At 68.0% G+C, this 12,334-nt stretch carries 10 protein-coding genes; 3 read left to right on the top strand and 7 right to left on the bottom strand.

The window, feature by feature from the left end; all coding sequences use genetic code 11:
* Nucleotides 1-329: 329 nt before the first annotated feature.
* The 3 genes from RTU05_RS13940 to RTU05_RS13930 all read right to left on the bottom strand — a co-directional run bounded on the left by RTU05_RS13940 (nt 330) and on the right by RTU05_RS13930 (nt 3,209).
* Nucleotides 330-1,379 carry an alpha/beta hydrolase gene (locus tag RTU05_RS13940; protein ID WP_312598959.1) on the bottom strand — a complete coding sequence of 350 codons (1,050 nt, stop codon included), beginning with the start codon at nt 1,377-1,379 and terminating at the stop codon, nt 330-332.
* Entirely contained in the window at nt 1,376-2,302 is a 927-nt protein-coding gene (locus RTU05_RS13935) for a methyltransferase (RefSeq protein ID WP_312598958.1), read from the bottom strand. Before RTU05_RS13935 ends, RTU05_RS13940 begins: the two co-directional genes overlap by 4 nt.
* 91 nt (nt 2,303-2,393) lie before the next feature.
* A complete protein-coding gene (locus tag RTU05_RS13930; protein WP_312598957.1) occupies nt 2,394-3,209 on the bottom strand; it encodes a methyltransferase in 816 nt (271 codons plus the stop codon).
* 267 nt (nt 3,210-3,476) lie between these two features.
* Here RTU05_RS13930 and RTU05_RS13925 point away from each other — a divergent pair, with 267 nt between their 5' ends.
* Nucleotides 3,477-3,944, top strand: a complete 468-nt coding sequence (locus tag RTU05_RS13925; RefSeq protein ID WP_312598956.1) for an Hsp20 family protein — start codon at nt 3,477-3,479, stop codon at nt 3,942-3,944.
* Between the two features lie 51 nt (nt 3,945-3,995).
* Here the strand turns inward: RTU05_RS13925 and RTU05_RS13920 are convergent, their stop codons facing one another.
* Both RTU05_RS13920 and RTU05_RS13915 read right to left on the bottom strand, forming a co-directional pair.
* Nucleotides 3,996-4,472 carry an RNA pyrophosphohydrolase gene (locus RTU05_RS13920; RefSeq protein ID WP_312598955.1) on the bottom strand — a complete coding sequence of 159 codons (477 nt, stop codon included), beginning with the start codon at nt 4,470-4,472 and terminating at the stop codon, nt 3,996-3,998.
* A 93-nt stretch (nt 4,473-4,565) separates the two neighbouring features.
* Nucleotides 4,566-5,759 carry a divergent polysaccharide deacetylase family protein gene (locus RTU05_RS13915; protein ID WP_312598960.1) on the bottom strand — a complete coding sequence of 398 codons (1,194 nt, stop codon included), beginning with the start codon at nt 5,757-5,759 and terminating at the stop codon, nt 4,566-4,568.
* Nucleotides 5,760-5,943: 184 nt separating this feature from the next.
* Here RTU05_RS13915 and ppc point away from each other — a divergent pair, with 184 nt between their 5' ends.
* Nucleotides 5,944-8,640: a phosphoenolpyruvate carboxylase gene (gene ppc, locus RTU05_RS13910; protein ID WP_312598954.1), complete on the top strand. Its 2,697-nt coding sequence runs from the start codon at nt 5,944-5,946 to the stop codon at nt 8,638-8,640.
* A gap of 65 nt (nt 8,641-8,705) precedes the next feature.
* Here ppc and RTU05_RS13905 read toward each other — a convergent pair whose 3' ends face one another.
* Nucleotides 8,706-9,671 (bottom strand): magnesium and cobalt transport protein CorA, encoded by a 966-nt coding sequence (locus RTU05_RS13905; RefSeq protein ID WP_312598953.1) that lies wholly within the window; start codon nt 9,669-9,671, stop codon nt 8,706-8,708.
* A 229-nt stretch (nt 9,672-9,900) separates the two neighbouring features.
* Here RTU05_RS13905 and RTU05_RS13900 point away from each other — a divergent pair, with 229 nt between their 5' ends.
* On the top strand, nt 9,901-10,188 hold the full coding sequence (locus RTU05_RS13900; protein WP_312598952.1) for a UrcA family protein: 288 nt from the start codon (nt 9,901-9,903) through the stop codon (nt 10,186-10,188).
* Nucleotides 10,189-10,269: 81 nt separating this feature from the next.
* Here the strand turns inward: RTU05_RS13900 and RTU05_RS13895 are convergent.
* A partial coding sequence (locus tag RTU05_RS13895) for a M3 family metallopeptidase (protein WP_312598951.1) occupies nt 10,270-12,334 on the bottom strand: 2,065 nt, incomplete at its 5' end.

The raw sequence follows: 12,334 nt of genomic DNA, 5'->3' as shown, positions 1-12,334 counted from the left end.
CTGCACCTCGCCGCAACCATCTTATGGATGCGATAAGTGTCCACAGAACCTAGAGCATTCGGCGGTCGAGTTGGTCCTGCAACGCATAGGGAGTCGTCACAACGGACACAGCGAAGTCACGGCGAACACAGGGGGGACGTGATCCGGTCTGGCGGGTATTGAGGGCCTGCGGCGGCGAAGCCGCAGATTGATAATGGCTGGTGGAGACTTGGAAGCCGACACGGGTTTGGTCTCGTCGTGGTCGTCGTGACCTCGCTGTGTCCGTTGTGATGAACGCCTTTCAGGCCCGCATCACCTCAAACGCCGATTGCTCCAGGCGACACGGTTCGTCAGGCCACGGACGGTTCGTCGGCTGTGACATCCACGGTCCGCGCCGAGGGGGCGACCGCCGTATCCGTCGTCGGCGACACCAGATCGGCCATGGCGTCGAACTCCGCCAGAAAGACCGCGCGCATATCGTCGGCCTCCATGATGACCTCGTGCTTGGCGCCGGCGACCTCGACATAGCGGCCGCGCGGCAGGCGTTTGGCGGCCCAGCGGGTGGTCTGTTTCCACACCACGTCGTCGGCGTCGGCCTGGACGATGGCCACCGGGACCCTGACCGCCTTCAGCGCCTTGGGCTTCAGGGCCCGCTCGCCGGCGTCCAGCGCAAAGGCCAGCCAGCCATAGGTCGGACCGCCGATGGCTAGGTGCGGGCAGGCGAACAGTTGCTGACGCCACATCTCGTAGCGGCTGGCGTCCGAGGTCAGGGCGTCCTCGGCGAAGTTGTGGTCGAACGGATCGTCCGGGTCGCCCAGGATGTAGTCGCCCGCCTGACCGTGACGGATGTTCCAGCGCACCACCAGCTTGACCGACCACATCGACCGCTTGCCGGTCTTGATACGCAGCATGGGGCTGGACAGGACCGCGCCCGCGAACCGCTCCTCGCCGCCTTCCAGCGTCAGCAGGTTCAGGCAGGCGCCCATCGAATGGCCCACCATGATCCACGGTTTGGGACACTGGGCCTCATAGGTGTTCAACAGGCGATTGTAGTCGTCCAGAAACTCCTCGACCGCCCGGGCGTGGCCCTTCAGTCGGTCGGGCAGCAGGCGGGCGGACAGGCCCTGGCCGCGCCAGTCATGGGTCAGGACGCACCAGCCCCGCGCCAGGAAGTTGCCGATGACTTCATAGTATTTCTCGATCGGCTCGGTGCGGCCGGGGCTCAGGACCACCGTGCCGCGCACCTTGTCCGCGCTGAGGTGCGACGGCGTCCACAGGCCGGCGCGCAGGCGCATCCCGCCCGCGCCCCGGAACCAGTCCCCCTTGCCGCCAGGGGGCGGATAGGCGCCGGGCACCCCCATCAGGGGGGCGTTGGCGGCGAAGGCTTGGGCGCGGTTCACTCGGGCTTCCTGAACTTCAAGGTCATGCGATCGCTCTCGCCGATCGCCTCGTATTTGGTCCGGTCGAAGGTCGGATCGGCCGGTTGTCCGCGCGGCGCGGTCAGGCGGGTCGGCGCCAGGGTGTCGACCCCGAACGGATGATCCTTGGTGTCCTTCGGATTGGCGTTGATCTCGGACGCCTCGACAAAGACGAAGCCGGCCTCTGCGGCCAGCTGGCGAACGAAGGCTTCCTGAACATAGCCGTTGGCCGCGACTGGATCCTGATCCTGCGCCGGGGCCAGGCGATGTTGTTCGACACCCAGAACGCCGCCGGGCCGCAGCGCCGCGAAGGCGTCGGCGAAGGCCTTTTCGGCGATCCCCGCCGCCATCCAGCCATGCAGGGTGCGCATGAACAGGCACAGGTCCGCCGTGCCGGGCGCCGTCACCGGCCCTGAGGCGGCGCCGAACACGCTGAACTGCGGCTCGCCATACAGTTTCTTGTCGCTGGAGAAGCGGGTGCGGAAGGCGGCGTTCAGCACCGCCTGGGCCGGATCGGCCGTCGGTCCTTCGGGGAACAGGGCCGCTGTATAGGCGCCGCCGCCCCTGGACAGATAGGGGGCCAGGATTTCGGTGTACCAGCCGCCGCCGGGCCAGAACTCGACCACGGCCATCTTGGGCTGAAGCCCGTAGAAGCGCAGCGTCTCCATCGGGTGGCGGAAGGCGTCGCGGGCCTTGTCCTGGGCCGAGCGCCACGATCCCTGGACCGCCCATTCCAGCGATCCCTCGGGCGGGCCTGAGGGGGCGGGCGGGGCGTTCGGCGCGGCGGGCGCCTTTGACTCGTCCTTGCGACCGCAGGCGGCCATGCCGGTCAGCGCCAGGACGGTCGCGCCGCCCAGCAGGAACCGACGCGACACGCCGCGCCCCATCGCCTGACCTTCCGCCATTCCATACTCCCGCAAGGGTGCGGCCCCGCGCCCGACACACCCGGCGGATCGGGCTTAATCGGGTTCGCGGGCCGGGTCAAAACGGAACGGCCTATTCCGGCTTGCGGAATCGCAGGGTCATCCGGTCGCTTTCGCCGATCGCGTCGAAGGCGGCGCGTTCATCGGCCGTCAGGGTCCGGCCGGACGGATCGTTTCGGGCCGCCGACTGGCGAATGGGCGGCAGGGTCCAGACGCCGAACGGATGGTCGTGATCGTCCTTGGGATTGGCGTTCAGCTCGCTGCGCGCCTCCAGCACGAACCCGGCGTTGCGGGCCTCGTGGATCACATAGCTTTCGGGCACATAGCCGGTGGAGGCGACCTCGGCGGCGTTCAGCCCCTCGGCGCTGCGATGCTGTTCGACGGCCAGAACGCCGCCGGGCTTCAGCGCCTTGAAGAAGGCCTGCAGATAGGGCTGGGTGCGGCCGTCGCGCGCCCAGTTGTGGAAAGCACGCGCCACCAGGATGAAGTCGGCCTGGCCGTCCGCCACGCCCATGCCGTCCAGCGGCTTGTTGACGGGAACATAGCGCCCGCCCGTCGCGGCCGCATAGGGCTCCAGGATGTGACGCCACCAGCTGGCGCCGCCCGGCTCGATCTCCACCACCGTCATGCCGGGCGTCAGCCCCCAGAAGGTCAGGGCCTCGTAGGGGTGGCGATAGACGTCGCGCGCCCGGTCGGCGGCGGGCCGGGTCTCGGCGGCGACGGCGGTCTGAAGCGCCGTGTCCTCGGCGAAGGTCGGCATGGCGCTGGACAGGGCCGAACGCGGCGGCGTCCAGGCGCTCTCGGTCTGGGACGCGGGCGGCGCGGTCTGGGCCGTCACGGGCGCGGCGGCCGCCGCAAGGGCGAAAAGGCTGAGGGCGGCGAGACGCATGGGCGGACGATCCTGCTCTAAAGGTCGCTTCTCCATAGGCCGCCCGGCCCCCGACGCAAATGACGATGGCGCGACGCCGACGATCGGTCGCAGCCTGTCGCCCCCGCCCCTTGACGCCGCATTCGGGGTTCCCATCTGATCCGTCGAGGGCGCCGATTTCGGGCTCTCCAGACTGACGGCGCCGGTTTCGGGTCGTCGATCTGATCGCCTGCCGTCCGGGCCAAACCGCCGGGCGGCTTAACCTTGCTGATCCTCAGGAGGATGCTGATGCGTACCTATGATTTCTCGCCGCTGTACCGTTCGGCCGTCGGCTTCGACCGTCTGGCCAATCTGCTGGAAAGCGCCTCGCGCGCGACTGGCCAGGACACCGGCTATCCCCCCTACAATATCGAAACGACCGGCGAGAACGCCTATCGCATCGAAATCGCCGTCGCGGGTTTCACCACCGATGAACTGAACATCGAGGTGAAGGAAAACCTGCTGACCGTGACCGGCCGCAAGACCGCCAACGACGACGCCGCCCCGCAGAAGACCTATCTGCATCGCGGCCTGGCCGAGCGCGACTTCGAACGCCGGTTCCAGCTGGCCGACTATGTCGTCGTCACCGACGCCAATCTGGTCAACGGCCTGCTGTCGATTTCGCTGAAGCGCGAACTGCCCGAGGCGTTGAAGCCCCGCCGTATCGAAATCGGCGCCGGCTCGACCCTGATCGAGGGCAAGGCCGAGGCGGCCTGAGCCGTCTTACGGTAGACTACGGAGAGGGCGGCGTTCGCGCCGCCCTTTTTCTTATGCCGCCAGATGGGCGAAGGCGGCCACGACCTGTTCATAGGCCGAGCGTTTGAACGGCACGATCAGGTCGCAGGCTTCCGACAGATCGCCCCAGCGCCAGGCGTCGAACTCCACGTCCTTTTCGGCGGCCAGATCGATCTCGGTCTCCTCGCCGGTGAAGCGGAAGGCAAACCACTGCTGCTTCTGGCCCTTGAAGCCGCGCCAGGCCTTGGCGTTGTTCATGGCTTCGGGCGGGAAGTCGTACAGGATCCAGTCCGCCGTCCGGTCCAGCAGCTCGACCGAGGTGACGCCCGTCTCCTCGTGCAGCTCTCGTCGCGCCGCCGCCTCCAGATCCTCGCCCTCGTCCACACCGCCTTGCGGGAACTGCCAGTTGTAGGGGCCGGGCGTGGCGTGGCGACGGCCATACCAGACGCGGCCGTCGCGATTGAACAGCACGACCCCGACGTTGGGGCGGTAGAGGGTGAGGTCGGTCATGGATTCTTGGTGAGGCGTGCTAGTGAGCAAGGGGTGAGCGAAGGCGCATCTGGCTCACTGCTCGCTCACTAGCACGCCTCACCCAAAACCTGATCACCGCCCCGGCCGCATCGACATGGCCGAGGCGGGGGCCAGTTGCAGGCCGCGCTGGTCCAGGCCGGCGGTCCAGCGGGCGGCGGCCTCGACCGTCACCGGATAGCTGAAGCCGGTTCCCAGCGCCGAGCCGCGCAGCTTGGCCTGGGCCTCCAGCCCGTTCAAGGCGGCGATGATGGCGGCGGGGGACTGGGTGCGGTCGATGATGCGGTCGGCGCTGGCCCGCGACCAGGCGCCGGGCCGACGCTGGAACGACCCGTCGTCCAGGAAGGCCACGCCCTTCTGACGCAGGACCGTCAGGAAGGCGTTCATGCCCGTGTCGGAACTTGCGAAACGGTCGCCCAGATAGTTGGTCACGCCGAAATAGCCGGTCGCGCGGCTCAGCAGCCAGTCCATCTTGGCCGCCACGTCGTCGGCGCCCCCATCGGCCAGCAGCGTATAGGGACCGGGGTCGTTGTCGGGATAGCCGGTCGGCTCCATCGGCATTTCCAGCATGACCTCGTGGCCCTGCGCCCGCGCCTGGTCGATCCAGGATTGCAGGTTCTCCGCATAGGGCACGAAGCTGAGCGTCACTTCCGGCGGCAGGCGTTCGATGGCGGCGCGGGTCGTCACCGCGTTCAGCCCCAGCCCGCCCACGATCAGGGCCACGCGCGGCTTGCCGTTCGGGCGGAACGGCCGGGCGTAGGCCTGGGCCGGCACGCGGCCGTCCGGGGCGATCATCGGCAGGGGACCGTTCGATCCGGGCTGGGACAGGCCCGCGATCGGCGCCTTGACCAAGGGCGAGGCGGCATGGACCGGCGCCGTATAGGCGGCCGGCGCGGCCCCCGACACGCTGCCGCCGTCCGGCAGGGTGATGACCGCCTCGCCGTTCGCCGCCGGATCGCCGCCGCCCGCCAGAGTCTGATAAAGCCCCATAGCCCCCATGGAAAAGGCCTCGAACCCGCTGGGGGCCGGGGCGGCGGGGGCGGGCTTGTCGCGCTCCAGCGCCACATGGGCCGAGGGCACGCCCGCATTGGGGTCGCCCAGCACGGTCAGGAACAGGGCGCCGGCGCCCACCAGCAACAGGCCCGCCAGACCCGCCGCGACCGGCGGCTTCCTCAGCGCCTCCACGACGGGCTTGAGCCCAGCGCCGTCTTTGACACGCGGAGCGGCTCCGGCGGCGGCGGCGAGGGCGGACTGGCGTTTTGCGAACATGGGCACGGGCGGGACCGATCTGGACTCCTACGCCCCATCATCGCCGCGCGCCGGTTAAGAAACCCTAACGGCCGGTTCACCATGATCGTACGGTTTTGGCCTTTGACACGGTTCGTGCGTTGACGATGCGGTTTGGCATACTTCACATGCGCATCTCCCCGCCTGAACCCTGGATTACGCAATGATGAGCCCCGCCGCCGACGACGCCATGCGCGATGAAGTCCGTCTGTTGGGCGGCATTCTGGGCGAGGTGATCCGCAAGGAGGGCGGCGAGGCCCTGTACGAGCATGTCGAGGCCGTGCGCCAGGCCTCCATCGCCTATCACCGCGATCCGGCCTCGCATCCGGCCAAGCGGCTGGAGAAGCTGCTGACGGCCATGACGGTGGATCAGGCGGCGGGGCTGGCGCACAGTTTCGCCCTGTTTTCCCTGCTGGCCAATATCGCCGAGGATCGCGCCACCCGCAGGCGCGCCCGCGACCAGTCCGAGGCCGGCGCCCGCCTCGACACGCCCGAGGGCACGCTGAAACGCCTGGCCGAACAGGACGTGGACAAGGCGGCGGTGACCGATCTGCTGCGTGAAGCGCTGGTCTCGCCCGTCCTGACCGCCCACCCGTCCGAGGTGCGCCGCAAGAGCGTCATCGACCGCATCGCCGCCATCAGCGACCTGCTGGACGCCTGCGACAAGGCAGGCGACGCCTGTACCCCGGCCGCCGTGTCCGAGCCGCTGCGTCGCCAGATCGTCATTCTGTGGGCCACCCGCCTGGTCCGCACCCAGGGGCTGGTGGTTCAGGACGAGATCGACACCGTCGTCTCCTTCCTGGATCGCATCTTCCTGCACGTCGCGCCAAAGCAGTTGGCGGCGTGGCGGCGCCTGCTGGACGCGCCGGACCTTCGTCCCTTCATGCGGGTCGGCACCTGGGTCGGCGGCGACCGCGACGGCAATCCGAACGTAGACGCCACGGTCATGGCCGCCGCCTTCCGCACCCAGGCGCGGGCCGTGCTGACCTTCTATCTGGACGAGGTTCACGCCCTGGGCGCCGAACTCAGCCTCGCCGCCGAACTGGCCGAGGTGTCGCCCGAGCTTCAGGCCCTGGCCGACGCCGCGCGCGACCCCTCGCCCCACCGGGCGGACGAGCCTTATCGCCGCGCCCTGACCGGCGTCTATGCCCGTCTCGCCGCCACGCACCGGAAGCTGGGCGACGCCCCCGCGCCGCGCCGCGCCGCCGTCGAGGCCGAACCCTATTCGGGTCCCGACGCCTTCGAGGCCGATCTGAAGACCCTGCACGACAGCCTGGTGTCGCACCACGGCGGGGTCTTCGCCGACGACCGCCTCAGCGACCTGATCACGGCGGTCGAGGTGTTCGGCTTCCACATGGCGACCCTGGACATGCGCCAGAACGCCGACGTGCATGAGCGCGTCGTCGCCGACCTGCTGAAGGTCGCCGGCGTCGAGAACGATTATCTGGCGCTGGACGAGGAAGGGCGTCTGAAGGTGCTGGCCGCCGAACTGGCCTCGTCGCGCCTGCTGTTCAGCCCCTATGCCGACTACGAGCCGGAAACCCTGAAGGAGCGGGCCATCCTGCAGGCCGCCGCCACCGCGCTCGCCGCCTTCGGGCCCCAGGCCATCCGCACCCATATCGTGTCCAAGACCGATGCGGCGTCCGACCTGCTGGAAGTCTATCTGCTGTTGAAGGAGGTCGGCCTGTACCGGCCCGAAGACCCCGCCGCCTGCCCCATCCAGGCCGCGCCCCTGTTCGAGACCATCGAAGACCTGCGCGCCGCCCGCCCGACGCTGGAGCGTCTGTTGCAGGAGCCGTCCGCCCTGGCCGTGGCCAAGGCGCGCGGGGTGCAGGAGGTGATGATCGGCTATTCGGACTCCAACAAGGACGGCTCCTATCTGACCTCGGGCTGGGAGCTGCACGAGGCGTCGCGCGCCCTGGTGGAGGTGACGCAAGCCCATGATCTGAAGCTGCAACTGTTCCACGGGCGCGGCGGCACGGTCGGGCGCGGCGGCGGCTCGGCCTTCGCCGGGGTGCTGGCCCAGCCCGAAGGCACGGTTCAGGGGCGCATCCGCACCACCGAACAGGGCGAGGTCATCGCCAACAAATACGGCGAGCCGGAAATCGCCCTGCGAAATCTGGACGCCCTGACCTGCGGCGCGGTGCTGGCCTCGCTGGGCCAGGGGACGGACCACGCCTTCACCGCCGAACACGGCGCGACCCTGTCGGACCTGTCGGCGCGGTCGATGGCCGCCTATCGCAAGCTGGTCTATGAGACGGAGGGGTTCGTCGACTACTACCGCGCCGCCACCCCCATCGCCGAGATCGCCGACCTGAAGATCGGCTCGCGCCCGTCGTCGCGGACGGCCTCGACGCGGATCGAGGACCTGCGCGCCATTCCGTGGGTGTTCAGCTGGTCGCAGAGCCGGGTGATGCTGCCCGGCTGGTACGGGTTCGGATCGGCGGTTCAGGGGCATGACATGGCCGAGCTGAAGGCGATGGCCGAGGCCTGGCCCTTCTTCAGGACCCTGGTCCAGAACATGGAGATGGTCATGGCCAAGTCCGACATGACCATCGCCCGCCGCTATTCGACCCTGGTGGGCGACGCCTCCCTGGCGGCCCGCATCTATGGCGAAATCCGCGAGGAATGGCAGAGAACCCATGACGCCATCCTGGCCATCAACGGCCATGACAGCCTGCTGGGCGGCCAGCCCGAGCTGGACCGTCTGATCCGCATTCGGATGCCCTATGTCGAGCCGCTGAACCATGTGCAGATCGAACTGATCCGCCGCCGCCGCGCAGGGGACGAGGACCCCCGCGTCCGCGAAGGCATTCTGCTGGCCATCAACGGCGTGGCGGCGGGGCTGAGGAACAGCGGTTAAGGCCCTCACACTCTGCGTCATCCTGGGGCCTTGACCCGAGGATGACGGTGGGGTGGATCACCGTCCTACAACCACTTCGTCTTCTTGAAGGTGACGAACAGGGCCGTGCAGACGGCGCCCATCAGGGCCAGGGCGGCGAGGTAGCCGTAACGCCAGTGCAGTTCGGGCATGAACTCGAAATTCATGCCGTAGATGCCGGCTATGGCGGTGGGCACGGCCAGGATGGCGGCCCAGGAGGCCAATTTGCGGGTGATCACCCCCTGGCGCTGCTGCTCCAGCAGATTGGCGACCTCGAACACCGACGACAGAATGTCGTTCAGCCCGCCCAGCCGGCTGTTGACCCGCTGCACATGGTCGCTGACGTCGCGGAAATAGGGTCGGACATCGACGTCGATACAGGGCAGGTCCAGCGACTGCAGCCGCCGCGCCACCTCCTCCATCGGCCCCAGGATCCGTCGGAACTTCAGCAGTTCGCGGCGCAGGGTGAACAGGCGCCGGATCTCCGCGCGGGACAGGAAGGCGTCCAGCGTCTTCTGCTCCATCTCCAGCACGCTGTCCTCGGACTCATCGACGATGGGCGTATAGGCGTCGACGATGAAGTCCAGAATGCCGTGCAGGACGAAATCCGGCCCGCGCCTCAGCTCGTCGGGCGAGGCTTCGAGCTGGGCGCGCAGGCTGTCGTGGGTCCGCGACGAGCCATGGCGGATGCTGATGACATGGTCCGGGCCGACGAAGATATGGGTCTCGCCATAGTTGATCCGTTCGTCGATCCGCGCCGCCGTGCGCGCCACCACGAACAGTTCGCGGCCATAGACCTCGACCTTGGGCATCTGGTGCGCGGCCAGGGCGTCCTCGACCGCCAGGGGGTGCAGCTTGAACCGTTGGACCAGGACGTCGAACTCTTCGTCGGTCGGATCGACCAGACCGACCCAGACGAACTCGCCTGCCTCCAGCGCCAGTCCTTCGGCGGTCAACGGCGCCGCGCGCACGCGCTGGCCGTCACGATAAACATAAGAGGCGACGACCGGCATGGACGCTCCGTAGAAGATCGACCTCAGACTTAAAGGGTGCGGCGGCGCAGTTGAAGCGCCGGCATCGTCCCGACCCGCCTACCCTGCCGGTCGAACCTGACCGAAATGTCATGACGTCGAATTATGAATGCGCCGTCTTTCCGCCGTGGAAGCTTCGCCATTTCGATCCGATCCAGCTTCACCGTTCCCTGCCCCGGCTGACAAGGGGCGGAAAAATGGAAACAGGATCATGTTCAGGATCGCCTCTCTGACGACCGCCGCTGTCCTCGCCGCAGGCTCGGCCGCCGCCGCCCCGATCGAAGCCCGCATCCCCTTTGGCGACCTCGACCTGTCGAGCCGCGCGGGGGCGACGGCGTTCGACAACAGGGTTCAGCGCGTGGCGCGAACGCTCTGCACCGGCCGACAGCCCGTCGAACGGCTGAGCTGCATGCAGAAGGTGCGGGACGAAGCCCTGTCGCTTCTGCCCGACCGCGCCCAGAGCGACTATGCCCGCGGCCGCGTCGCCTTCGACGCCTGAAACGAAAGGACGCCGCCGGACGGATCGTCCGACGGCGTCCAACTCACGATGCTAAAGACCGCCCGAAGGGCGGCGCCCCCATCAGGAAACGGGGAAGCCCCGCACCTTCAGCAGGGCCGCCACGTCCGGGTCGCGACCGCGGAAGGCGCGGTAGGCTTCGGCGCGGTCGGTGGTGTTGCCCGGCGCCAGCATGATCGACTTGAAGCGGCCGGCGATATCCGGGTTGAACACGTCGCCCGACTCCTCGAAGTACGCCCAGGTGTCGGCGTCCATCGTCTCGGACCACAGATAGCTGTAGTAGCCCGCCGAATAGGCGTCCGAGGTGAACAGGTGATTGAACTGCGGCAGGCGGTGCCGCATCACGATCTCCTTGGGCATGCCGATCCGCGCCAGGCTGGCCTTTTCGAAGGCGTCGATGTCGGTCGGCGGCACGGCCTGGGTGTGCAGGTCCATGTCCACGATGGCCGAAGACAGATAGCTGACCGTCGCATAGCCCTGGTTGAAGGTGGCGGCGGCCTCGATCTTGTCCACCAGCGCCTGCGGCATGGCCTGGCCCGTCTGATAGTGTTTCAGATAGCCGTCCAGGATCGGGCGGCTCAGCACCCAGTGCTCGTGCACCTGCGACGGATATTCCACGAAGTCGCGCGGCGTATTGCCGAACGACGGATAGGTCACCACCGACGAGAAATAGTGCAGGGTGTGGCCGAACTCGTGGAACAGGGTCTCGGCGTCGTCCAGCGAGATCAGGACCGGCTGGCCCGGCTCGGGCTTGGTGAAGTTGTTGTTGTTCGACCCCAGGATCACCTTCGATCCGTCCAACTGCGAGAACGACCGATAGGTGGTCATCCAGGCGCCCGAACGCTTGCCCGGACGGGCGTAGTCGTCGGTGTAATAGAGGCCGATCAGCTTGCCCGTGGCCTTGTCGTGCAACTCATAGACCTCGACGTCCGGCTCGAAGGTCGGGACCGAACCCTTAGGCAGTTTGGTGAATTTGAAGCCGTACAGACGCTCGGCCATGGCAAAGGAGCCGGCGCGCACCGCGTTCAGCTCGAAATAGGGCTTCAGCTGGTTCTGATCCAGGTCGTACTTGGCCTTGCGGACCTTCTCGGCGAAATAGAGGTAGTCCCACGGTTCGATGTCGAACCCGGCGATCGCCTTCATGTCGGCGACCTCCTCGGCGACGCGGGCCTTGGCCGGGGCCCAGACGCGGTTCATCAGGGCCTCGGCCGCCGCCGGCGTCTTGGCCATGGTGTCCTGCATGCGCAGTTCGGCGTGGTTGCGATAGCCCAGGAGCTTGGCGCGCTGGTCGCGCAGCTTCACGATCTCGGCGATGGTGGCGTTGGTGTCGTTGGCGTCGCCGTTGTCGCCGCGATTGACGAACTTCTTCCAGACCTGTTCGCGCAGGGCCCGGTCGTCGGCGAAGGTCAGGAAGGGATCGACCGCCGAACGGGTGTTCAGAATGGCCCAGCCCTGGATGTTGCGGCTGCGCGCGGCCGATGCGGCGGCGGCCTTGTTGGACTCCGGCAGGCCCGACAGGCCCGCCTCGTTCGGGATCACCGTCCAGGCGTTCTCGTCGGCGACGACCTTCTGGCCGAAGCGGGTGAAGGCGTTGGACAGGGCGGTGTTGATCCGGCCCAGCTCGGCCTTGCCGGCTGCGTCCAGATTGGCGCCTGAACGGATGAAGGCGTCGCGACGGCGCTCGGCCAGACGCTTCTGCTGGGCGCTAAGGCCGGCCGCGTCGGCGGTGTCGGCGACGGCCTTGACCCGCTGGAACAGCTTCTCGTTGAAGGTGATCTCGTCCGAAGCCGCGGACAGCAGCGGCGACAGTTCGGTGTCGACCGCATCATAGGCTTCGCCGCCGATGTTGGAGGTCATGACGCCATAGATGTTGGACGCCCGGTCCAGCGGCTCTCCGGCCAGCTCCAGCGCCGCCATGGTGTTGGCGAAGGTCGGGGCCTCGGGGTTGTTGGCGATGGCGGCGATGTCGGCGCGTTGCAGTTCGATGCCTTCCAGCATGGCCTCGCGCAGCTTGGCGGGCGTCACCTTGTCGAACGGCGGCACGCCGTCGTACTTGCCGGTCCAGACCTGCAGCAGTTCGGCGCGCGGCGCCTGGGCGGGCAGGACGGCGCGGGCGATGCGCGCTTCC

It is taken from the genome of Brevundimonas sp. (assembly GCF_032017145.1).
Taxonomy (GTDB): domain Bacteria; phylum Pseudomonadota; class Alphaproteobacteria; order Caulobacterales; family Caulobacteraceae; genus Brevundimonas.
This window is presented reverse-complemented; position numbering and strand designations above follow the sequence as displayed.